The following is a 22457-nucleotide window of genomic DNA, read 5'->3' as shown; positions in this document are numbered from 1 at the left end:
CCGAATGTGCGAAGTTGATCAGCCTGAGCACGCCGTAGACGAGCGTGTAGCCCACTGCCACGAGGGCGTAGATGGAACCGTAGGCGAGCCCCTGGATCGTCAGCGTCCAGAATCCGTCTCGCAGAGCGCCGAGATCGAAACCGATGGTCGAGGCGACCACCGAAGTCGATTCGGCCAACGAATACGCGATCATGCGTACCTTTCAGCCGGAATGTCGTGGTCGGCACACAGATGCACCCGGGACGAGATTCTCGCACCCGGGTGCACCATGTGTACCGGTAGCCGTTACTTGACTTCGTACACCCAGATCAGCGACGACGTGAGCTCGCCCTTCGGGGTCCACTCGTACTCACGTGCCAGGCCGGTGCCCTTGTAGCCCTTGACGTAGGCCAGCAGGTCGGCGCGGGTGGTCTTGCCTTCGGCGATGCCCTTCATCAGGATCGTCGCCAGGTCGTAGGCCTCGACCGAGTACACGCCCGGTGCCTGCTTGAACTTCGACTCGTAGGCGGCCTTGAACTTGTCCGGTGCCGGACCGCACGGGCAGGTCAGGACCGCACCCTTGGCGGAGCTGCCGGCGAGCGCGGTGAACTGCGGATCGTTCGAACCGTCGCCGGAGACGAAGGTGATCGACGGATCGGCACGCTTGAGCTGCTCGGCGAGCGGCGCGGCCTCCGAGTAGTAGCCGGCGTAGACCACGGCGTCGGGCTTGGCGTTGGTGATGGTCGAGATGATCGCCGAGAAGTCGCGTTCGCCCTTCTTGACGTCACCCTCGCAGCTCTTGATGCTCGCGGAGCCGAGGGTCTTGATCACTGCCTTGGCGAAGCCGGCACCGTACTCGGTGTCGTCCTTGACGACGCAGATCTTCTCCTTGCCGGCGGTGCCGGTCAGGTAGTTGGCCACGGCCGGGCCCTGCACGTCGTCGTTGGCCAGGCCACGGAAGAAGGTCTTCCAGCCGTTGTCGGTGAGTGCCGGGTTGGTGGCCGATGCGGTCACCGACACCAGGCCGGCCTGGTTGAAGACGCCGCCGGTGGCCTTGGTCTCACCGGAGAAGGCGGGACCGATCAGACCGACGATGTCCTTGTTGTTGACGATCTGCGGAGCCACCTGGGTGGCTTTCTGCGGATCACCCTCGGTGTCGTAGGTCTTGAGTGTGATCTTGCAGTCGGCGTTGGCGGCGTTGTGCTCGTCGACGGCGAGCTGGGCGCCGTTGCGGATGTTGATGCCGAGCGCGGCATCGGCGCCGGTCAGCGCACCGGCCATCGCGATCGTCGTCGGGTCGCACTTGGCCTTGCCATCGCCCGCGGGGCTTTCGGCGTCCGACTCCGACGTCGCCTCCACCTTGTTGCCCTTGGTGTCGATCTGCGCCAACGGCGCGATCGTCAGGCTTGAACTCGCCCCGGTCGAGGTGCCGGCACCTGTGTCCGAATCGGAGTCGTCGTCTTTGGAACTACACGCGGACAAGGCGAGGATGCCTGCCATCGTCACCGCGAGAGCACCGGTCGTCATCCGACGATGCATATCTGAAACCTCTCAGTTCTTGCCGCTCGACGTGACCGTCGAGAGGTCCGGAAGAGACCTGACGGAAAACTTAGCCCGAATCAGCCTTGTACGCGTGGGTTCTGCGGGTAAAGTCGCACGGGCGTGGCGCCCTGTTGCACAGATTTAACGTTCCCACCAGGCTTCGGGGCGGTCAGTGGGACGAGCGCGTGTAGTCAGTTCGGCTTACCGAGTGTGTCGACGACGACATGTGCGACGGCCTTCATGGTGGTGCGCCGGTCCATCGCCGCACGCTGAATCCACTTGAACGCCTCGGGCTCACTCAGGTTCTGCTTCTCCATCAGCAGCCCCTTGGCGCGCTCGACGAGCTTGCGGGTCTCGAGCCGATCCTGCATCGTCGCGACCTCGGTCTCGAGCGACTTGACCTCCTGGTAGCGGCTGACCGCCACCTCGATGGCCGGCACGAGGTCGGCCTTGGTGAACGGCTTGACCAGATACGCCATCGCACCGGCATCACGGGCCTTCTCGACGAAGTCGCGCTGACTGAACGCGGTCAACATCACCACCGGCGCAAGACGTTTGGCGGCGATCTCACTCGCGGCGTCGATCCCGTCGCGCACCGGCATCTTGATATCCATGATCACCAGATCCGGCTTGAGCGATTCGGTCAGTTCCACCGCCACCTGTCCGTTGGGCGCCTCCCCCACGACGTCGTAGCCTTCTTCGCGGAGCATCTCGATCAGATCCATCCGGATCAAGGAGTCGTCCTCGGCCACCAGCACCCGATGCGTGGTCGCGGGGGTGTCGCCGTCCGTCGGAGCTTCCTGAATCACCGTCACATCTCCTCCTCACCGAACCCCGGTCCCGGCAGGCACATCCTCCCCGTGTCCGGCCGATCACCCCGGGCGGCCACCCTGGCCAATGCGTGCAGAGTACCGGTTGGCGACGCTTCCGGCTCATCGTCTAATGTGGACACTCGCGGCGCCGCAACCCGGCCCGCGAGGATGCCCTCGTAGCCCAATTGGCAGAGGCAACGGATTCAAAACCCGTCCAGTGTGAGTTCGAGTCTCACCGAGGGCACCATATTTTCGCCTGAGTTTGCCGGCAATCCCGGAACCGGGTTCAGCAGCTAAGTCAGCCGGCCATCTCAGCACTCGACCGAGCCATTTCAGCGGCAACCGAGGTCGTTCACGCAACCCCCTTCGGACGCGCAACACGCGACCTTGCAGGACCCTTCCCTTTCGTTCGTGATGTGTAGTAATCTCACCGTGTCTCCATCGAGATCAAACTGTTACCAACGACGAGCGGACCGATACAGTGCCACAACATCGCCTGAACGCCCCTGCCTCGATTCCCGTCACGACGCTGCTGCTCTCCGACGCATCGTCGAGTGCCCGCCGGGCCGGACAGCACCGCGTCTGCAAGAACTCCACGGCGTCCGTGACCACCGTCGCGGGTGCGACCATGGCCCTCGCCGGAGCGATCGGACTCGCCGCCGGCGGCGCGGCACAGGCTGCGGAACTGCCGTCGAACCCCACGACCGGCTCGAGTGCGAACCCCGCACTGCCGACGCTCCAATCGCTGGCGTCACTGCCGGGCGTGGCGGATCTGACCGCATCGATAGACAAGACCCTGAAGGACCTCCCGGCACCGGTCGACAAGGCGCTGAAAGACCTGCCCGGACCGGTCGACAAGGCCCTGCGCGACCTGCTGCCCCGGAAACTGCCGGTTCCCGGCAATCCCCTGCCGACTCCCGGCGACTACCTGCCCAATCCCGGTAAACACACCGCAGTGAAGCCGGTCCACGGCGTCGTGACCTCCGGCTACGGCGCACGCTGGGGCGTCGTACATTACGGCGTCGACATCGCCAACGAGATCGGCACTCCGATCTACGCCGTCACCGACGGCACCGTCCTCGAATCCGGTCCCGCATCCGGCTTCGGCCAGTGGGTTCGGGTCCGGCAGGACGACGGCACCACCGGCGTCTTCGGCCATGTCGACCAGAGCTTCGTGACGGCCGGTCAGCGGGTCAAGGCCGGCCAGCAGATCGCCACAGTCGGCAACCGCGGACAATCCACCGGCCCGCACCTGCACTACGAGGTCTGGGACACCAACGGCAACAAGATCAACCCCCAGGTATGGCTCCAAAACCGAGGCGTCAGCGTCGGCTGATCCCGCCCGGCGGCGAGACACCCCGGGCGGTGGCCACCTACTTCCGGCGCTGTCACAGTCGTATCCCGGATTGCCGAAGCCGCGACGGTTGTGATCTGCCTGCGTTAGCGTCTCGCTTCACGGCTATATAGAGGCGTGAACGGGGAGGGCATATGCGCTCGGGTACACGACAGCTGTTGCGGTGGCGAATTCTTGCGTGCTTGGTAGTCGGGACAGTCGTTCTTGGTTCGGCGGCGGCACAGTCGGTGAGCGCCGCACCGCACTACCCCGTCAGTTACAACCTGCTCGGAACGCTCACGGCAGGGACGTTCTCACCCGACACACCGCCGCCCGGTGCCAATCGGCCGGGATGCCGCAGCACCAAAAATCCCCGGCCGGTGATTCTCGTGCACGGCACGGGCGCCAACCAGAGTAATAGTTGGCAGGCCATCGGCCCCGAACTGGCCAACCGTGGGTACTGCGTCTACACGGTGACCGTCGGGAGCCTGTTCAACATCAGGAACTTCGGCGAACTCGATTCCGTGTACACCTCTGCGGCGCAGCTCGCCGCCTTCGTCGAGAAGGTGCGCCACTGGACAGGTGCGGAGAAGGTCGACCTCGTCGGGCATTCCCAGGGCGGCACCGTCAACCTGTTCTATCTCAAACACAACGACGGATGGCGGTACGTCCATCGTGTTGTGGGTCTGGCCGCGGCGAACAATCCGCCAACGTTCTGGGTCGACATCATGAAGCTCGTCCCGGGATGGAAAGACGTTGTGGGACTTATTGTGCCGGCAACCAAGCAGCTACTCACACCCGCCGAGTACACGAAGTTGTCTCCCCGCGTCTATCCGTCGGTCCGGTATTCGAACATCGTCAGCCAGTATGACGAACTCGCGATCCCCCACACTGTGGCCTTCCTGCCATCGGGGCCGAATGTGCGCAATATCCGGATTCAGGATGTGTGCCCGAATGATCGGGTCGGTCACCTCGGAATGATCGCCGACCCGAACGTCACCCAGGTATTGCTCAACGAACTCGATCCTGAGCGAGCGAAGCCCGTTCGCTGCGGCCCGGGCGGGTTCTTCCTGTAACCGGACCGGTACTGTTCCGGCTCGGACGCACCCTGAAATACAAGGCTGTGCCCGCTCGGCCACGGCGAAGCACACGACGGTCCTGTCGTCGCGGTTGATCCTGATCGTGTTGCTGACCGTCGACGCCCTCTCGACGGCCACCGGCGGCCCGGCATTGCCGATGGGCGCGCCGGTCCTGAAGTGACCGAGTGCTCCCGGTGCGCCGACCGAATGATTTCTGTTCGGACGGCGTGACCGGGAGCACCGCGTCTGCTGGGATGGTATGCGTTCGCCGGACGAAGGGCTTGCCATGTCAACCCACCTGCTGCGCCTCATCGTGGCACTTCTGCTCGCTGTTCCGGCGCTGCTGATCGCGTCACCGGCGTCGGCGTGCGCATGCGGCGGGATCGCCAGCAACGACCCCGCGGCGCAGGTCAGTCAGGAGACGGCGATCGTGTCGATGGCGGGTCGACGCGAAACCATCGACATGCGATTGTCGATGCGGTCGGTACGTTCGGATGCGGCGCTGATCGTTCCGACTCCGGCACCGGCCACCGTGTCGGCGGGCGATTCGGCGCTGTTCGACAAATACGAGGCGATCAGCGCACCTCGTACCGAAACGCGACGACACTGGTGGTCGAGGTCGTCGGACTACGACGGCGCCAGGGCCGGTGCGCTACCTCCGGGCAGCGCTGCGGGAGGTTCCGGCCCCGAAGTCGTCGGCCGCGTGCAACTCGGCCCGCTCGACATCACCACCCTCACCGGCGGTGACCTGACCGGCCTGCAAAAGTGGTTGTCCGGCAACGGTTACCAACTCATGCCGGCCGTGAGTGCGGCGCTGGCACCGTACGTGTCCGAAAGATGGTCGTTCGTAGCGATCAAACTCACGTCGCCGAACGCATTGTCCGGGCCGCTCGACCCGATCCGCCTGGAGTTCGACTCGGACACACTCGTCTATCCGATGCGAATGTCGGTTGCGGCCACCGGAACCCAGATGGTCGACCTGTATGTGCTCACTGATCATCGTCAGCAGCGCACGGACGCCGATGTCAGCCGACAGCAGGGGCACGTCCTCTACGCCGGGCGCCTCGATGACGGCCGCTACCTCACTACGATCCAGACCATGATCATCGCTCCGCAGACCATTTCGTCCGATTTCGTCTTTGCCGACGCCGCCGACGATTCCCCCTATCAACAGGTGATCTACAAGGATTCCGACGTCACGATCATGGGCGTGATGGCCGGTCCGTTCTTGCTCGTCGCCGGCATGATTATAGTGGTCGTCGGTATCGCATTGGCAGGCATCGCAATCCGGCGCCACCGAACCGCAGCCTGACCCGGGCCGTTTTCGCTCGCACTGCGAACAGTTCTGGGCGGTCATATGCTTCGGGGACCCGGAGCGGGCACCCACGAGACACAGTGCGGAGGCGGCCATGACGGTCCCCGACCATGAACATCATCTCGCCGGCGGCGTCGACAGCCACGACGAATCAGCTGACTATCTGAAGAAACGGCAGCTCAAGAGTGGTAGCGCCGGCTGGTTGCTGCTGGCCGGGCTCGGCGTGAGCTATGTGATCTCCGGCGATTATTCAGGCTGGAACTTCGGTCTGGCCGAAGGTGGATTCGGTGGACTGGCTATTGCTGCGATCGTCATCGCCGCGATGTATCTGGCGCTGGTGCTCGGGATGGCGGAGTTGTCCTCGTCACTACCGGCTGCCGGTGGCGGTTACACATTCGCCCGGCGCGCTCTCGGACCGTGGGGTGGATTTGCCACCGGCACAGCGATTCTCATCGAGTACTCGATCGCGCCTGCGGCCATTGCCACATTCATCGGTGCGTACGTCGAATCACTGGACCTGTTCGGGATCACCGACGGCTGGTGGGTGTATCTGGTTGCTTATGCGATCTTCATCGGTATTCACCTCGGTGGTGTTGGTGAAGCTCTCAAGGTGATGTTCGTGATCACGGCCATCGCCCTGGTGGGTCTGGTGGTCTTCGCCATCGCGGCACTCACCCATTTCGACGGCGCGAACCTCACCAACATCGACGCGACTGACGCTGTGGGCGCATCGGAATTCCTCCCGTTCGGATACATGGGCATCTGGTCTGCGATCCCGTTCGCGATCTGGTTCTTCCTTGCCGTCGAAGGGGTTCCGCTGGCGGCCGAGGAAACGGCGAATCCGGAGAAGAATGTGCCGCGCGGCATCATAGCGGCGATCTCGGTGTTGCTGATCTCCTGCGTCACCGTGTTGATCCTGACCACGGCGGCCGGCGGCGCGTCGGAGATGTCAGGGTCAGGCAACCCGCTGGTGGAGGCGCTCGGGGACGGTACCGCGGCCAAGATCGTCAACTACATCGGCCTGGCCGGTCTGATCGCGAGCTTCTTCTCCATCATCTACGCCTACTCGCGGCAGTTGTTCGCGCTCTCGCGGGCGGGCTATCTGCCGCCGGTGCTGTCGGTGACCAACAGCCGCAAAGCTCCGACGCTGGCACTCATCGTGCCCGGCATCATCGGATTCGCATTGTCACTGACCGGTCAGGGTGCGTTGCTGCTGAATATGGCGGTATTCGGCGCGGCGCTGAGCTACGTTTTGATGATGGTGAGCCACATCGTGCTCCGCGTCCGCGAACCCGAGATGTCCCGGCCCTACCGCACTCCGGGCGGGGTCGTCACCACCGGATTCGCGCTGGTCATCGCCGTGATCGCAGTCATCGCCACCTTCCTTGTCGACGTCAAGGCGGCCAGTTGGTGTCTGGCGGTGTTCGCCGCCTTCATGCTGTATTTTGCGGTGTACTCGCGGCACCGGCTCGTCGCCAACTCCCCCGACGAGGAGTTCGCCGCACTCGCCGAAGCTGAAGAAGACGTGCGGTGAAGTTCACGCAGACCATTTCGGGAACCACCTATGAGTTCGACGGCATAGTCGAACTCATGGCGAAGGCGACCCCATTGCGATCCGGGGATCAACTCGCCGGGTGCGCCGCCACCTCCGACGCCGAACGGGCATCTGCCGCATGGCAATTGGCCGATGTCCCGCTGGCGACATTTCTGGAAGAACTGGTGGTGCCGTACGAAACCGACGAGGTGACGCGGCTGATCATCGACACCCACGACCGTGAGGCATTCACGCCGATATCGCATCTGACCGTCGGCGCTTTCCGGGACTGGCTGCTCGAAACGGCCACCCTCGACGACGCCGCCGCCCGCTACGATGCCGTCTCCCCCGGCCTGACACCCGAAATGGTGGCGGCCACAAGCAAACTCATGCGCAATCAGGATCTGATTCTGGTGGCGTCGGCGGCGCGGGTGCATTCGGCGTTCCGCACCACGATCGGGCTGCCGGGCCGGATCGCGACACGCCTGCAACCCAATCACCCGACCGACGATCCGCGCGGCATCGCCGCCGCCACCCTCGACGGGCTGCTGATGGGCTGTGGCGACGCCGTCATCGGCATCAACCCGGCCACCGACTCGCCGCACGCCACAGCCGATCTCCTGCATCTGCTCGACGACATCCGCCAACGGTTCTCGATCCCGATGCAGTCGTGTGTGCTCTCCCACGTCACCACCACAGTCGACCTGATCTCCCAGGGTGTGCCGGTGGATCTGGTGTTCCAGTCGATCGCCGGGACCGAACCCGCCAACAGCAGTTTCGGCGTCACGGTGCCGATGCTGTTGGAGGCCAACGAGGCCGGGCGGTCACTCAAGCGGGGCACCGTCGGCGACAACGTCATGTACCTGGAAACCGGGCAGGGTTCGGCACTGTCGGCGCACGCGCACCTGGGGACGGGCGGCAAACCCGTCGACCAGCAAACGCTGGAAACCCGCGCCTACGGTCTGGCCCGCGCGCTTGAACCACTGCTGATCAATACCGTCGTCGGATTCATCGGACCCGAGTATCTGTACGACGGTAAACAAATCATCCGCGCCGGACTCGAAGATCATTTCTGCGGCAAACTCCTCGGCCTGCCGATGGGCGTGGACGTCTGCTATACCAATCACGCCGAGGCCGACCAGGACGACATGGACACCCTGCTCACCCTGCTCGGGGTGGCCGGGGCGGCATTCGTGATCGCCGTACCGGGCGCCGACGACGTGATGCTCGGCTACCAGAGCCTGTCGTTCCACGACGCGCTGTACGTCCGGCAGGCACTCAAACTGCGGCCGGCACCGGAATTCGAGGCCTGGCTGGCCGGTCTGGGAATGGCGGACGCAGACGGTCGCATCCTCCCGGTGGATCCGGCCACCTCACCCCTACTCGCGCTGACGGCGCCATGAACGCGCCCCGCGAGACCACTCCCGCCCACGACGTGTGGGCCGACCTGAGGCTGACCACCCAGGCCCGCATCGGGCTGGGCCGGGCCGGCAACTCGCTGCCCACCACCCGGGTGCTGGAGTTCGCCGCCGCCCATGCCGCCGCACGTGACGCCGTACACGATCCGCTCGACGTCGACGCGTTCGCGCCGACACTGGCCGACCTCGGACTGGGTGACCCGCTCCGGGTGGCCAGCAAGGCCCGCACCCGCGGCGAATACCTGCGCCGCCCGGACCTCGGGCGACAACCGGCGGACGGCACCGAACTGCCCGCGTCGCCGAGCGATATCGGCATCGTCCTGGCGGACGGGCTGTCGCCGCGGGCACTCGTCGACCACGCCCACGGCATGATCTCCGCACTTCTGGATGCCTTCGATGGCCGATACACGATCGCACCGCCCGTCATCGCCACCCAGGCCCGCGTGGCCCTCGGCGACCACATCGGTGCCGCTCTGGGCGTGACGACGCTCATCGTGATCATCGGGGAACGACCCGGACTGTCCGTCGCCGACAGTCTCGGCATCTATCTCACGCACCGGCCGCAGGTAGGACGCACCGACGCCGACCGCAACTGCATCTCCAACATCCACCCACCCGACGGACTCGGATACGCCGCGGCCGCCGCGGTCACCGCCGCCCTCGTTGCCGGAGCGCGCGCCCTGGGCCGCTCGGGCGTCGACCTCAAGGACACCTCCCGACAGGAACTCGACACCGCCACCGTCGTGAGCCTGGAACCTGCCGACCCCGATACATGAGCCGCGCACGTTACCCGAATCCGCCGATCAGCGGGCCAGAACAATAAGTTAGGTAAGACTTGGCTTGCTGGCGGAGTCCGACTTCGCGTTCTACTCTCGGTGCGTACAACGTTGAAAGCCCAGTACGGAGGCTTCTCCACAGAGCATTCAACGCCATATGACCAAAAGACTTTTCTCTGCAGCCCGCCGATGCCGTCGACGTCGTAACACGATGTCGACGGCATCGGTCGTTTCATCTCCCACTGTGTTCCGGTTCGCCGGTGACCCCCACGTCGGGCGGGTACCGGTCGGGCCGGGTTAAGATTCCCGCCATCTGCCGGATCGGCAGCGTCGACTGCTCGCCCGGACAGATAGGGAACGCGTGGAATACAGCATCGACTGGGGGAACGAGTTCCTGACCTCGCTCCGCTGGATCTTGACCATGTTCGGCTACTCGATGGTCGGCGTCCTGGTGGCCGGCGCAATCCTGTCTCGGATCACGCTGTGGGGCCGGCAGTACTGGCGGGCCACCGGCGGCTTCTTCACCGGCCGTGAGACCCGGGTCGGTGCGTGGGTCCTGGTGGTGGTGCTGATGCTGCTCATGGTGATCGGCGTGCGGCTGACCGTGGTCCTGTCCTACCAGGGGCGTGACATGTTCAACGCGCTACAGGGTGCGGCCGAGGCGATGTCGAACGACGACGGCAAAACGCTCGACGCCGCCGAGGAGATGTTCTGGAACTCGCTGTGGCTGTTCGGGCTGCTGGCGACCATCCATGTGGTCCGCACCATGATCGAGCTCTACATCGGCAGCATGTTCGAGATCCGGCTGCGCGCCTTCATGACCACCCGGGTGACCGCCGACTGGCTGACCGACCTGGCGTTCTACCGCAACCGGTTCGTCAACACCGGCATCGACGGCGCCGACGCCAAAATCCAGCCCGGCGTCGACAACCCCGACCAGCGCATCGAGATCGACATCGCGAACGTCGCGACATCGAGCCGGCGGCTGGTGTTCGGGTCCGGCGGATCATCGACCAACGGCGTGATCCCGGCCATCATGACCATCTGCTCGTTCACGCTCATCCTGTGGGATCTGTCCGGCCCGATGGAAATCTTCGGCGTCGACGTACCTCGTGCGATGGTGTGGATGGTGTACCTGTTCGTCCTGGTGTCGACGGTCGTCGCGTTCTGGCTCGGCCATCCGTTGATCCGGCTGTACTTCCTGCGCGAACGCCTCGCCGCCAATTTCCGCTACTCGCTGGTCCGGTTGCGCGACGGCGCCGAGAAGGTGGCGCTGTACCGCGGCGCCGACACCGAACAGCGCGGACTGCTCGACCGGTTCGCGGCGATCGTCGTCAACTTCTGGCAGGTTGTGTTTCGATCCCTCAAGTTCAACGGCTGGAACTTCGTGGTCAATCAGGCATCGGCCGTCTTCCCCTACATCATCCAGGCACCACGGTTCTTCGCCGGCGAGATCAAGCTCGGCGAGATGACGCAGACCGCGTCGGCGTTCGGCAACGTCCACGACTCGCTGTCGTTCTTCCGCGAGGCCTACGATTCCTTCGCCGACCTGAGGGCGTCGCTGTACCGGCTCGACGGCCTCGAGCAGGCCAACCACGACTCCCGCGAACTCCCCCGGATCGCCACCGTCGAACAGGAGCGCGGTATCACACTGCGCAAGGTGACCGCATCCACGCCCGCAGGCATCGACCTCGTCCGCGACCTGGATCTGTCGCTCCACCCCGGCGACGCACTCGTCATCAAGGGACGTTCCGGTACCGGCAAGACCACCCTGCTGCGCGGACTGGCCGGGCTGTGGCCGTTCGTCGACGGCGAGTTCGCCCGGCCCGGCGAGTCGACACTGTTCCTGTCACAGATCCCCTATATCCCGCTGACCGACCTGCGCACCGCGGTCAGCTACCCGGCACCGCCGGAGTCCGTCGGCGACGACGCCATCCGGTCCGCACTCGAACGGGTCTTCCTGGCCCACCTGGTCGACAGGCTCGACGAGGAAGCCGACTGGGCCGCTGTCCTCTCACCAGGCGAACAGCAACGCGTGGCGTTCGCCCGTATCCTGCTGAACCGGCCCGGTGTCGCATTCCTCGATGAGGCCACCTCCGCCATCGACGAGGGTCTGGAGTTCGAGCTGTACTCCCTGATCCGGCGCGAACTGCCCGACACGGTCCTCGTCTCGGTGAGCCACCGCAGCACCACCGACCAGCATCACACCCAACTGCTCGAACTGACCGGCGGTGGCGCCTGGAACCTACGACCACTCGATCCGTCGGCACCTGTCGGCGGCGGCAAACACTCGGTCTAGGGATTTCCGACAAAACGGAAACCCGAATCGAGCATCCGGAAGGACAGGCACAAAGACACCGTTTGATTGCCACTCGGCGACGCCCTGACGGTCCTATGGTGAGGACACGTAACGACAGCAGTGCCTCACCTACCGGCCGCACCGGCGGCCCCGAGAGCCTGAAGGGTGGACGTCGATGTCCTCTACCGGAACGCCTGGAACCGCAACCACGGCAACGACCATGAAGGAGATGACGCTCCGGGGAATCATCCTCGGCGGCGTCATCACGCTGGTGTTCACCGCGGCCAACGTCTATCTCGGCCTGAGAGTGGGACTCACCTTCGCCACGGCCATTCCGGCGGCGGTGGTGTCGATGGCGATTCTGCGGTACTTCGCCGACCACTCGGTGGTCGAGAACAACATCGTGCAGACGATCGCGTCGGCGGCGGGCACATTGTCGGCGATCATCTTCGTGATCCCCGGCCTCGTGATGATCGGCTGGTGGTCGGGATTCCCGTACTGGACGACTGTCGCCGTCTGCGCGATCGGCGGCATCCTCGGCGTCATGTACTCCATCCCGTTGCGCAGAGCGCTGGTCACCGGATCGGACCTGCCGTATCCGGAAGGTGTCGCGGCGGCCGAGGTCCTCAAGGTCGGTGACTCGGCCGGCGGTGCCGCAGAGAACAAGGCCGGACTGCACGTCATCATCCTCGGTGCCGTCGCATCGGCCGTCTATTCACTGCTCACCAAGCTCAAGGTCATCAGCGACACCGTCTCGGGCACCCTCAAGATCGGCACCGGCGGCACCCTGTTCAGCGCCGGACTCCTGATGTCGCTCATCGGCATCGGGCATCTGGTGGGTGTGGCCGTCGGTATCGCCATGCTGGTGGGCCTGCTCATCTCGTACGCGGTGCTGCTGCCGATGAAGTCACAGGACAAGGCCGCGGCCGGTGACGTCCTATCCGACGTGATCGGCTCGGTGTTCAGCCACGAGGTGCGGCTCATCGGCGCCGGTGCCATCGCGATCGCCGCCATCTGGACGCTGGTCAAGATCATCGGCCCGATCGTCAAAGGAATGACGTCGGCGATGAAGTCGACGCGGGCACGTCGCGAAGGGGTGAGCGTCGACGTCACCGAACGCGACATCCCGATCACCATCGTCGGCGGCACCATCCTCGTTCTGCTGATTCCCATCGCGTTCATGCTGTGGGACTTCGCCCACGACACGGTGCTGAGCGGCAGTTCGGCCGGAATCATCACGGTGAGTGTTGTTTTCGTCTTCGTGATCGGTCTGGCCGTCGCGGCGGTCTGCGGTTACATGGCCGGTCTGATCGGCTCGTCGAACAGCCCGATCTCCGGCGTGGGGATCCTGGTGGTACTGATCGCGGCCATCCTGATCAAGGCCACCTTCGGTGACACCGACGACTCCCACGTCCAGGCGCTCGTCGCGTTCACGTTGTTCACCGCGGCCATCGTGTTCGGTGTGGCCACCATCTCCAACGACAACCTGCAAGACCTCAAGACCGGTCAACTGGTAGGCGCCACCCCGTGGAAACAGCAGGTCGCGCTGGTGATCGGTGTGCTGTTCGGCTCGGCGGTGATCCCGCCGATCCTCGGCCTGATGTACGACGCGTTCGGCTTCGTCGGCGCCCCCGGCGCAACCGAGGATTCGCTCGCGGCCCCGCAGGCCGGTCTGCTCAAGGACCTCACCCAGGGCGTTCTCGGCGGCGACCTCGACTGGGGTCTCATCGGTGTCGGCGCTCTGATCGGCGCCGGCGTCATCGTGATCGACGAGGTGCTGACCCGTACGTCGCGATTCCGGCTGCCGCCGCTGGCCGTCGGGATGGGCATGTACCTGCCTATGGTGGTGACGCTGATCATCCCAGTCGGTGCGTTCCTGGGCTCGTACTACAACAAGTGGGCCGAACGCTCCGGCGGCAACGTGGAACACAAGAAGCGGATGGGTACCCTGCTGGCGACCGGCCTGATCGTCGGTGAGGCGCTCTTCGGGGTGGTGTTCGCCGGTATCGTCGCCGCGACCAGCGACGACAGCGTGCTGCAGGTGGTGGGCGACGGCTTCGACAAGTGGGCCCAGGCGCTCGGCGTGATCGTCTTCGCCGCCTCGGTGGCCTGGCTGTACAACCGCACCCAACGCGTCTCATGCACCGAGGTCACCAAGTAGACCCGTCACCGCGCTCGGCGCAGGTACTCCTCGATAAGCCCGAGAACCTCCACGGCCGTATCCGCCTGCCGGGTCCGGTCCCCGAGCGCGTCACCCATGATCTGCGACCAGGTCGCATACAGCCCGGCGATGCCTTCACGGGCGGTGTCCGTCACGTCGAGACTGATCTGACGGGAGTCGGTGCCGTCACGGCGGCGCTCGATCAGCCCCTTGGCGGTCAGACTACGTAGCGCGGTGCTGATGTTGCTGCGCTGCAACCCATTCGCTTGCGCGACCGCGCTCGGCGTGCATCCGGGATTGCGATGAACCCACCGCATGACCGTCGCCTCGGTGCCGGTCAGCGCCGGCAGTCCCGCACCGGCCAGCGAATGCGGTTCCAGTTCCCTGGCCACCCGCAGGATCGCATCGGCCAGCTCCACCAGGACGGGATCGGGTGTAGGTGTGTCGGGCATCGCCATCTCCGGGACTTTACATCGAGCAACTAGTTATGTTTTCATAATTGTATTACCGAAAAGTCAAAGGATGGCCAGACATGCCACAGGCACACGCCGCGCCGGGAGCCGGCGCAGCACACAACACCGATGAAGCGAACGCCGTCGCCGCGAACACGCCGCTGACCACGAAGTTGCTCGTCATCCTCGCCCTGCTCTCCGCGGTGGCCCCGCTCTCGATCGACCTCTACCTGCCGGCGTTCCCGGCGATGGCCGACGATCTGGCCACCTCTACGTCGGCGGTCCAGCTCACCCTGACCGCGTTCCTCGTCGGAATCACTATCGGGCAGTTGATCTTCGGTCCCCTGTCCGACAGGTTCGGCAGGCTGCGGCCCCTGCTGATCGGCGCGGTGCTGTGCGTCGTCGCCAGTATCGTCGCCGTGATCGCGCCGAACGTCGCGGTGCTCGTGGGAGCACGCCTGGTGCAGGGCATCGGCGGTGCGGCCGGCATGGTGATCGGCCGGGCCATCATCTCCGACGTGGCACACGGCAAGGCCGCGGCGCGCGCGTTCAGCCTCATGATGATCGTCGGTGGCATCGCCCCCGTGATCGCGCCGATGATCGGCGGATTCCTGGTCGATCCGATCGGGTGGCGCGGCATCTTGACCGTGATCCTGGCGCTGGCGGTGATCATGGTTGCATGCGTGGTGGCCGGAATCCGCGAGACACTGCCCGCGCCACGGCGCGCCGAGCTGAAAGCTCAGCGAGCGCAAAGTGCTTCATCGTCAGCGGCACTGCGCTCACGCGAATTCCTCGCCTACACCTTCACTTTCGGATTCTCGTTCGCCGTGATGATGGCCTATATCTCGGCCTCGCCGTTCGTGTATCAGGACATGATGGGTCTGAGCAGCATGGCGTACGGAATCGCCTTCGGCTGCAATGCTTTCGCCCTGATGATCGTCAGCGGGATCGCCGCCCGGCTGGCCGCCACCCGCTCGGTGAGCGGCATGCTCGCCGCCGGCGTCGGCCTGATGACCACCGGCGTCATCGTCGTGGGCGTGCTGGTGGCCGCAGGCGTCGACCCGATCTGGCTCAGCGTTCCGCTGTTCTTCACCGTCGCCTCACTAGGCTTGATCCTCGGTAACGCCACCGCGCTGGCCCTCGGCGCCGTTCCTGCGGCGGCCGGCAGCGCATCGGCGGTGCTCGGAGCCCTGCAGTTCGGCCTGGCCGCGGTCGTCTCCCCGCTCGTCGGTCTCGGCGGCGAGGACACCGCCGCCCCGATGGCGATCGTTATGGCGGCGTCGGCACTGATCGCCGTGGTCGCACTCCTCGCGTCCAGGGCGCCCCACCACCAGGGTGTGCGCCCCCTCGTCGGTTGAGTCACCAGCAGTGGGTATGGTTTGCCGGAAATGCCGGAAATCGATTGCGGCATTGTGGGATTGATCGCAGAAGCCGTAGACGTCCTGGTTAAACTTTCGTCGCTTGGTTCGACGGAAGGACACAGTTCATGTTCCCTGCGCACGGCACGCCCGACGGGGGCGACACCGCGTGGATGCTGGTGGCGTTCGCGCTCGTGTTGTTGATGACACCGGCGCTCGGCCTCTTCTACGGTGGCATGGTGCGCTCCAAGAGCGTCCTCAACATGATGATGATGTGCCTTACGTCCATCCCGATCGTGTGGATCGTGTGGGTGACGTTCGGATACTCGCTGGTGTTCGGTGACGATCACGGCGGCCTGATCGGGGACTTCACCAGCTTCGCGGGTCTCGAACACCTCTACGGCGACGACGGCGGGGCCGGGACTCCGCTGGTCGGTACGATCCCGGCGATCCTGTTCGTCGCCTTCCAGTCCGGCTTCGCGATGGTGACGGTCGCGCTGATCGCCGGCGCCGTCGCCGACCGGATGCGCTTCGCGTCGTGGATCCTCTTCGCCACGGCCTGGTCGATCTTCGTGTATCTACCGGTCGCGCACTGGGTCTTCAGCGCTCCCGGACTCACCGACGAGCACGGTGGCTGGATCGTCTCGCATCTCAAGGCGATCGACTTCGCCGGCGGTACAGCCGTCGAGATCAATTCAGGTGCTTCGGCTTTGGTTCTCGCGCTGTTGATCGGACGGCGCCGCGGCTGGCCGAAGGATCCGATGCGGCCGCACAATCTGCCTTACGTGATGCTCGGCGCCGGGCTGCTGTGGTTCGGGTGGTTCGGATTCAACGCCGGATCGGCGCTGGCGGCCGACGGGTCGGCAGCGCTGATCGCCGTCAACACCCTCGGTGCGGGTGCGGCGTCGATGGTGGCCTGGCTGGTCGTCGAACAGATCCGGCACGGACATCCGACGTCGTTCGGCGCCGCTTCCGGTGTGGTGGCCGGACTCGTCGCCATCACGCCGTCGTGCTCGGCGGTCACGCCCCTGGGTGCGCTCGCCGTCGGCATCGCCGCGGGAGCGATCAGCTGCCTGGCCATCGAACTGAAGTTCCGCTGGGGCTACGACGACTCCCTCGACGTCGTCGGTGTCCACTTCGTCAGCGGTGTGGTCGGAACGCTGATGATCGGGCTGGTGGCCAGCAGTTCGGCACCGGCCGGCGTCGACGGCCTGTTCTACGGCGGCGGCCTCGACCAACTCTGGCGGCAGGCCGTGGCCGTCGTCGCGGTCATGGCGTACGCGATGGCGGTGACCGCGATCCTGGCATTCGCCATCGACCGCACCATCGGTCTTCGTGCCGACCGGCAACATGAAGCCGACGGCATCGACGACGGGCAGCACGCCGAATCGGCCTACGACTTCCACTTCCTGAAGTGACGCCGCGGGCCGGAGCCTGCGGGCAAGGCCGGGATCACTGACCGACCGGACGCCCCTGTCCGGACTCGCCGACACCTTCGGGCACACCCGGATGCCGGAACCGTTTGACCACCCACCACACCGCGAGGCCGACAATGATCGCCAAACCCATGGAGAACATCAGGGTGGTGCCGAGTTTGGCGCCCGCGAAATAGCCGACGAGCAGGATCGTCGTTCCCCAGGTGACGACGCCGACGACGTCGGCGATCACGAAGTTGGCGACGCGCATCCGTACGATGCCCGCGGCGGGCGGCATCACCGTGCGGACGAACCCGAGCCAACGTCCGGTGGCGACCGCGATCATGCCGCTCTCGTCCACCCGCTTCTGCGCGTTCACCCAGCGTTCGCCGCCGAACCGGCGACCGGCCTTCGATGACATGATGCGCGGGCCGCTCGCCCGGCCGATCCAGTAGCCGGTCAGGTCACCGGCGAACGCGGCCACACACAGCGCGACGACGAGCCAGCCGATATTGGTGGGGCCCACCGCGGCCGCGACGCCGGCCGCGAGCACCACTCCCGTGGACGGGAAGATCAATCCCATCACAAGGGTCGCGGTTTCCACGTAGACGACGGCGCACGCGATCAGATACACCGCCCACGACGGCACGTCGGAGACGAGGCCCTCGAGCCAATTCGCGATCCCAGACACACCGTCGACCGTAGCCGTGGGTGGTACAAATCCGCCAACTCGTGTCGTCCGACAGGATGTGGTCCGTCCCGTCGCGACCGGGGTCAGAGATCGGCGGCGCAGCGGAATCCGAGGTGCGCGGTGGCCGAATCGTCGGACTGGGCCGAGCGGGCCGCCGGACGATAGCGCTTGCAGTACTCGGGCGCACACAGAAACGACCCGCCCTTGGTGACCCGCATCACCCTCGGTGACGTGGTGGGTGACAGCAGATCGGGACGCCCGTCGGCATCGATCACCGGACCGACACCGGTGTCATGTCGGGGCACGAAGACATCGCTCACCCGCTCCCAGACGTTGCCGATCATGTCGTCGAGCCCGAAGCCATTGGCCGGAAACGTTCCGACCGGCGACGTCGACCCCCAGCCGGTACTGACATATGGAAAGCGTCCCTGCCAGGTGTTGGCCATCACCCGTCCGTCGGGACGCAACTCCGATCCCCAGGCGTACTCGGTACCGGTCCGCCCTCCCCACGCCGCGTACTCCCATTCGGCCTCCGTCGGCAGGCGCCGGTCCGCCCAGCGCGCGTACTCGGTCGCGTCACGGTAGGCGATATGCACCACCGGATGGTCGGGCCGATGGTCGACGCCACTGCCCGGCCCGGCCGGGGCCCGCCAGTGTGCCCCGGGCACCCACCGCCACCAGCGGGTCCAGTCACCGAGGTCGACCGGACCGTCCGTCGCGGTGAACACCAGCGCGCCCGGCACGAGCTGTGCGGGGTCGGCACCGGGAAAATCAGCCGGATCGACGGGTTCCTCAGCGACGGTACGGTAACCGGTGTCGGTGACGAATCGGGCGTACTGTGCGTTGGTCACCGGGTGGCGCTCGATCGCGAACGCCGCAACCCGACGCTCGTGCGCCGACCGTTCCTCGGGATAGTGGCGGTCCGAGCCCATGACGAACACCCCGCCGGGCAGCGGAACGAGCTCGGTCAACGACACCCGCCCAGCCTAGGCTCAATCCGGCACACCGTGCGGTGTGCCGCACCCGGCGACTACCCTTCGATTTCGGGAATCGCCACGCCCCAGGAAAGGACACAGATGCACCACGACCACCGGAACGCCGACTACCCGGTCAACGGGTCGGTGCGCGCCGTCGTGCGCTGGGTGCTACTCCTTGTCGTCGCGGCAGCGGTGTGTGCGGCCACCTACTACCTGATGGTCCGCACCGAACGTGGCCAGATCATCGAGGACTACGCGCTGTCGGGCGCCGACCAGATCGGAAACAACGCGCAACTTCGGGCGAGCGACTTCCTGTCGCAGATAACGACCGGTTCACTGATCATCACCACGATCGTCGTGGCTGCCATCGGGCTCGTCCGTGGCCGGCCGCTGCTCGCACTGGCAGGTGTCGTGATCGTGATCGGCGGCCAGATCGTCGCGCAGCCTCTCAAGGAGGAATTGACCCGGCCGTTCCTGCTCACGGCGACCGGGGCACCCGGCCATAACAGTTTCCCCAGCGGCCACAGCGCGATCGCCGCGAGTATCGTCTGTGCCCTTCTGGTGGTCGTGCCGTTCCGCCTACGGGGAATCGTCGGGGTGCTCGGCGTGGTGGCCGCCACCGCGATCAGTACGTACACCGTCGTCGCCAAGTGGCATCGGCTCTCGGACACCGTGGGCGCCAACGCGGTCGCCGTCGGCGTCGCATGCCTGGTGATGATCATGTTCACCGCGTGCGGCGCGATCCGGTTGCGAGTGGTGGCAGACGAGATAGGCAGTACCGCACTGCGTAACGCGGCGGTCGTGGCGCTCGCGGCCGGGGCGATGACGGTCTCCGCGGCGGGAGTCATGGTGATCGCCGACGGCTGGAACCGGACGCCACTCGACTGGGCGTCGTCTGATAGGTTCCTGCTCGGATCGCAGTTGTTGGCCGCAGCGACGACCGTCCTCATGCTTCTGGCGTTCTGGGCGACGCTGTACCGGCTCGACCTCGCGCCCCGGCAGCGGGCGTCAGTGGGCGGACGGACCGTGGTCCGGGTCTGACCGTGCTGATCGGGTGAGCTGTGGCACACCCGTCAGACCAGCCCAACGATGGCGACACTATCGCGCAGAGGGCGCGAGCCCGCCGGAACAGTCGAACAGGAGAGTGGATCCATGACCCAGACATCTGCGACACAGAACGGCCCCGCATCGAGGAACGCAGCCCGGGTGCTGGTCACCGGAGCATGCGGGCTGGTCGGTAAGGCGACCGTCGCGCAGTTGCGGCGCCGCGGTTTTCATGTGACCGCCACCGACCTCGACACCCCCGCCGGCCGCAAGGCGATCAGGCAACTGGCCGCCGATACCGCCGACTCGCCGGGCACCCTGGCCGTCGAATGGGTCAATCTCACCGACGGATCGGCCGTCGATGCCCTCGTGGCCCGCACCGCGCCGGATGCGATCGTGCACCTGGCCGCCGTCATCCCACCGTTCTGCTACGAGAACCGCAAGCTCGCACGCGCTGTCAACGTCGAAGGCACCCGCAGTCTCGTCGATGCCGCGAAGAAGCTGGACAATCCCCCACGATTCCTGCAGACGTCGAGCATCGCGGTGTACGGTCCCCGCAATCCATACTCCCGCAGAGGAATTCTGCGGTCCGACACACCCGTCGCACCGGGCGACCTCTACGGCGGGCACAAGGCCGAGGCCGACGCCATCGTGCGCGACTCCGGACTCGAATGGGTGATTCTGCGGCTCGGTGGCGTGCTGCCCGACAGTCTCCTCACCGCCAATCCGCGCCTGGCCGAACTCGACGCGGTCCTCCCCGACGACGGCCACGTGCAATCAGTCGCCGCATCGGATGTGGCCACGGCGTTCACCAACGCCGTCACCACCCCCGAAACCCGCCGCGAGTACCTGATCGGCGGCGACGACACCCACCGCCATATCCAGGGACCGCTGGTGAAGGCGGCTGGTGATTCACTCGGCATCGGCGGGGCGATGGGGGGCCCCCGCCCGGCCCGCCACCCCGGACGACGACGCGGCCTGGTTCGCCACCGACTGGATGGACTCGACCGAATCCCAGCGGGTGCTGCAGTTCCAGAACACCACGTTCGGTGAGCTGATGGCCCGCGGCCGGCTCAGCGGCGTCAAACGCCTCGGTATGTCGGCGACCACCCCGCTGATCAAGCAGATCCTCAAACACCGCTCGCCATACCGCGGCAAACCCGGCAAGTACGCCGACCCGTGGGCACTGATTCGCGCCACCTGGGGTGACCCCGAGCCCGATCCAGAAAGCATTGCCGCCCTGGATAAATGACGGCGCGACGGTCCAAGGTCAGTTCGTTCGGGGGCTCGTGTCAGTTCTTCCGGGGGCTCGTGTCAATTTTTCCGGGGGCTCGCGTCAATTCTTCCGGGGGAAGTGCCTGATCAGCGCTTCCTGGGTGACAGACGCGGCGAGGTCTCCGTCACGCGTCCAGAACCGGCCCGAGCCCAATCCCCTGGCACCTGCCGCCACCGGTGACTCGGTGGCGTACAGCAGCCAATCGTCGAACCGGAACTCGCGGTGGAACCACATCGAATGGTTGACGGTGGCGGCGAACAGCCGGTCGAATCCCCACGACAATCCGTGCGTGGTGATGATCGAGTCGAGCACCGTGGTGTCGGAGGCATAGCACATCGCCGCCACATGCAGGACCGGGTCGTCGGGCAACGGGCCGTCGGTCTTCATCCACACCCGATTGTGATCGAGACTGCGGCCGGCCTCGCGCAGCTTCCAGCTCGGATCGTTGGCGAACCGCACGTCGATCGGATGCAGGGCGTCGACGAACGTCGCGATCTTGTCCTCGAAACCCGCGAACTGCTCACCCATCGTCGGCAGTTCCTCCGGGTGCGGCACCTCCGGGATCCGGACAGCGTGTTCGAGGCCGGCCAGATTGTCCTGGAACGCGACGAGCATCGTGCACAGTTCCTCACCGTCCTGCATCGCGGTGATCTGCCGATTGGCGAAGGACTTGCCGTCGCGGAAACGCTGCACGTGGTACTCGATCGGCTTGTGCACATCGCCGCCCCGGATGAAATGCGCGTGTAGGGCGTGCACCGGGGGGTTGCCGCGAGTCAGTGAGCGGGCGGCGGCGACCACTCCCTGTGCGAGCATCTGCCCGCCGAAGGTGCGCGGGGTGCTCACCTTCGGCGGGTTCTGCCCGAGGAACAGATCGTCACCGGAGCGTTCGAGGTCGAGAATCGACAACAGTTGCCCGAGATCGTCTGAATTATTACCGACTTCGTCTGAAACGTTGCCGACTTCGTCGGGAGGTGGCGCGGTCATAGGCACACCCTA

19 protein-coding genes, 1 tRNA gene and 1 pseudogene are annotated in these 22457 nt (G+C 65.7%); 14 read left to right on the top strand and 7 right to left on the bottom strand.

Annotation, left to right across the window (positions count from 1 at the left end):
* The 3 genes and pseudogenes from Q0627_RS02775 to Q0627_RS02765 form a co-directional block, all read right to left on the bottom strand.
* Positions 1–193, bottom strand: a pseudogene (locus Q0627_RS02775) (branched-chain amino acid ABC transporter permease); the annotation flags it as partial.
* Positions 194–285: 92 nt separating this feature from the next.
* Positions 286–1518 carry a branched-chain amino acid ABC transporter substrate-binding protein gene (locus Q0627_RS02770; protein ID WP_291014631.1) on the bottom strand — a complete coding sequence of 411 codons (1233 nt, stop codon included), beginning with the start codon at positions 1516–1518 and terminating at the stop codon, positions 286–288.
* A gap of 194 nt (positions 1519–1712) precedes the next feature.
* Positions 1713–2336, bottom strand: coding sequence for an ANTAR domain-containing response regulator (locus tag Q0627_RS02765; RefSeq protein ID WP_291014629.1), 624 nt, complete (start codon positions 2334–2336; stop codon positions 1713–1715).
* A gap of 167 nt (positions 2337–2503) precedes the next feature.
* Here Q0627_RS02765 and Q0627_RS02760 point away from each other — a divergent pair.
* The 9 genes from Q0627_RS02760 to Q0627_RS02720 all read left to right on the top strand — a co-directional run bounded on the left by Q0627_RS02760 (position 2504) and on the right by Q0627_RS02720 (position 14248).
* Positions 2504–2580: transfer RNA gene (locus Q0627_RS02760), tRNA-Leu, on the top strand.
* A 234-nt stretch (positions 2581–2814) separates the two neighbouring features.
* Complete coding sequence (locus Q0627_RS02755; protein WP_291014627.1) at positions 2815–3669, top strand: M23 family metallopeptidase; 855 nt, start codon at positions 2815–2817, stop codon at positions 3667–3669.
* Positions 3670–3914: 245 nt separating this feature from the next.
* The gene (locus Q0627_RS02750; RefSeq protein WP_298807590.1) at positions 3915–4742 is read left to right on the top strand and encodes a triacylglycerol lipase; all 828 of its coding nucleotides are present in this window, start codon (positions 3915–3917) and stop codon (positions 4740–4742) included.
* A gap of 289 nt (positions 4743–5031) precedes the next feature.
* The gene (locus tag Q0627_RS02745) at positions 5032–6057 is read left to right on the top strand and encodes a DUF2330 domain-containing protein (RefSeq protein ID WP_298807589.1); all 1026 of its coding nucleotides are present in this window, start codon (positions 5032–5034) and stop codon (positions 6055–6057) included.
* A 97-nt stretch (positions 6058–6154) separates the two neighbouring features.
* A complete protein-coding gene (eat, locus tag Q0627_RS02740; protein ID WP_298807587.1) occupies positions 6155–7594 on the top strand; it encodes an ethanolamine permease in 1440 nt (479 codons plus the stop codon).
* Positions 7591–8997 carry an ethanolamine ammonia-lyase subunit EutB gene (locus Q0627_RS02735; RefSeq protein ID WP_291014619.1) on the top strand — a complete coding sequence of 469 codons (1407 nt, stop codon included), beginning with the start codon at positions 7591–7593 and terminating at the stop codon, positions 8995–8997. The genes eat and Q0627_RS02735 overlap by 4 nt, the downstream gene beginning before the upstream one ends.
* Positions 8994–9788: an ethanolamine ammonia-lyase subunit EutC gene (eutC, locus tag Q0627_RS02730; protein WP_291014617.1), complete on the top strand. Its 795-nt coding sequence runs from the start codon at positions 8994–8996 to the stop codon at positions 9786–9788. Before Q0627_RS02735 ends, eutC begins: the two co-directional genes overlap by 4 nt.
* 361 nt (positions 9789–10149) lie before the next feature.
* On the top strand, positions 10150–12087 hold the full coding sequence (locus tag Q0627_RS02725; protein ID WP_291014615.1) for an ABC transporter ATP-binding protein/permease: 1938 nt from the start codon (positions 10150–10152) through the stop codon (positions 12085–12087).
* A 175-nt stretch (positions 12088–12262) separates the two neighbouring features.
* On the top strand, positions 12263–14248 hold the full coding sequence (locus Q0627_RS02720; RefSeq protein WP_298807585.1) for an OPT family oligopeptide transporter: 1986 nt from the start codon (positions 12263–12265) through the stop codon (positions 14246–14248).
* A 5-nt stretch (positions 14249–14253) separates the two neighbouring features.
* Here Q0627_RS02720 and Q0627_RS02715 read toward each other — a convergent pair whose 3' ends face one another.
* Positions 14254–14706, bottom strand: coding sequence for a MarR family winged helix-turn-helix transcriptional regulator (locus tag Q0627_RS02715; RefSeq protein WP_298807584.1), 453 nt, complete (start codon positions 14704–14706; stop codon positions 14254–14256).
* A 74-nt stretch (positions 14707–14780) separates the two neighbouring features.
* Here Q0627_RS02715 and Q0627_RS02710 point away from each other — a divergent pair, with 74 nt between their 5' ends.
* The gene (locus tag Q0627_RS02710; protein WP_291014567.1) at positions 14781–16058 is read left to right on the top strand and encodes a multidrug effflux MFS transporter; all 1278 of its coding nucleotides are present in this window, start codon (positions 14781–14783) and stop codon (positions 16056–16058) included.
* A 128-nt stretch (positions 16059–16186) separates the two neighbouring features.
* Positions 16187–17476 (top strand): ammonium transporter, encoded by a 1290-nt coding sequence (locus tag Q0627_RS02705; protein ID WP_298807583.1) that lies wholly within the window; start codon positions 16187–16189, stop codon positions 17474–17476.
* A 34-nt stretch (positions 17477–17510) separates the two neighbouring features.
* On the opposite strand, the gene Q0627_RS02700 is transcribed toward Q0627_RS02705, so the two are convergent.
* Positions 17511–18164: a DedA family protein gene (locus Q0627_RS02700; protein ID WP_298807581.1), complete on the bottom strand. Its 654-nt coding sequence runs from the start codon at positions 18162–18164 to the stop codon at positions 17511–17513.
* Positions 18165–18247: 83 nt separating this feature from the next.
* The gene (locus tag Q0627_RS02695) at positions 18248–19141 is read right to left on the bottom strand and encodes a formylglycine-generating enzyme family protein (RefSeq protein ID WP_298807579.1); all 894 of its coding nucleotides are present in this window, start codon (positions 19139–19141) and stop codon (positions 18248–18250) included.
* A gap of 99 nt (positions 19142–19240) precedes the next feature.
* On the opposite strand from Q0627_RS02695, the gene Q0627_RS02690 reads away from it, so the two are divergent.
* The 3 genes from Q0627_RS02690 to Q0627_RS02680 all read left to right on the top strand — a co-directional run bounded on the left by Q0627_RS02690 (position 19241) and on the right by Q0627_RS02680 (position 21437).
* Positions 19241–20182 (top strand): phosphatase PAP2 family protein, encoded by a 942-nt coding sequence (locus Q0627_RS02690; RefSeq protein ID WP_298807578.1) that lies wholly within the window; start codon positions 19241–19243, stop codon positions 20180–20182.
* Positions 20183–20293: 111 nt separating this feature from the next.
* Positions 20294–21238 carry an NAD(P)-dependent oxidoreductase gene (locus Q0627_RS02685; protein WP_298807577.1) on the top strand — a complete coding sequence of 315 codons (945 nt, stop codon included), beginning with the start codon at positions 20294–20296 and terminating at the stop codon, positions 21236–21238.
* A complete protein-coding gene (locus tag Q0627_RS02680) occupies positions 21183–21437 on the top strand; it encodes a hypothetical protein (protein WP_298807576.1) in 255 nt (84 codons plus the stop codon). Before Q0627_RS02685 ends, Q0627_RS02680 begins: the two co-directional genes overlap by 56 nt.
* Positions 21438–21521: 84 nt before the next feature.
* On the opposite strand, the gene Q0627_RS02675 is transcribed toward Q0627_RS02680, so the two are convergent.
* A complete protein-coding gene (locus Q0627_RS02675) occupies positions 21522–22445 on the bottom strand; it encodes an acyl-CoA thioesterase II (protein WP_298807574.1) in 924 nt (307 codons plus the stop codon).
* Between the last annotated feature and the right edge of the window lie 12 nt (positions 22446–22457).

Source organism: uncultured Gordonia sp., from assembly GCF_937858515.1.
Classification (GTDB): domain Bacteria; phylum Actinomycetota; class Actinomycetes; order Mycobacteriales; family Mycobacteriaceae; genus Gordonia.
Note: the sequence above shows the minus strand (reverse complement) of the source record. Positions and strands in the feature narration are given on the sequence as shown.

What these genes read in the sequence shown, in the direction of transcription:
- Q0627_RS02675 (WP_298807574.1), bottom strand. Translation starts at nt 22,445, where the DNA reads ATGACCGCGCCACCTCCCGACGAAGTCGGCAACGTTTCAGACGAAGTC.
- eutC (WP_291014617.1), top strand. Translation starts at nt 8,994, where the DNA reads ATGAACGCGCCCCGCGAGACCACTCCCGCCCACGACGTGTGGGCCGAC.
- Q0627_RS02715 (WP_298807584.1), bottom strand. Translation starts at nt 14,706, where the DNA reads ATGGCGATGCCCGACACACCTACACCCGATCCCGTCCTGGTGGAGCTG.
- Q0627_RS02720 (WP_298807585.1), top strand. Translation starts at nt 12,263, where the DNA reads ATGTCCTCTACCGGAACGCCTGGAACCGCAACCACGGCAACGACCATG.
- eat (WP_298807587.1), top strand. Translation starts at nt 6,155, where the DNA reads ATGACGGTCCCCGACCATGAACATCATCTCGCCGGCGGCGTCGACAGC.
- Q0627_RS02690 (WP_298807578.1), top strand. Translation starts at nt 19,241, where the DNA reads ATGCACCACGACCACCGGAACGCCGACTACCCGGTCAACGGGTCGGTG.
- Q0627_RS02770 (WP_291014631.1), bottom strand. Translation starts at nt 1,518, where the DNA reads ATGCATCGTCGGATGACGACCGGTGCTCTCGCGGTGACGATGGCAGGC.
- Q0627_RS02705 (WP_298807583.1), top strand. Translation starts at nt 16,187, where the DNA reads ATGTTCCCTGCGCACGGCACGCCCGACGGGGGCGACACCGCGTGGATG.
- Q0627_RS02710 (WP_291014567.1), top strand. Translation starts at nt 14,781, where the DNA reads ATGCCACAGGCACACGCCGCGCCGGGAGCCGGCGCAGCACACAACACC.
- Q0627_RS02745 (WP_298807589.1), top strand. Translation starts at nt 5,032, where the DNA reads ATGTCAACCCACCTGCTGCGCCTCATCGTGGCACTTCTGCTCGCTGTT.
- Q0627_RS02680 (WP_298807576.1), top strand. Translation starts at nt 21,183, where the DNA reads ATGGACTCGACCGAATCCCAGCGGGTGCTGCAGTTCCAGAACACCACG.
- Q0627_RS02685 (WP_298807577.1), top strand. Translation starts at nt 20,294, where the DNA reads ATGACCCAGACATCTGCGACACAGAACGGCCCCGCATCGAGGAACGCA.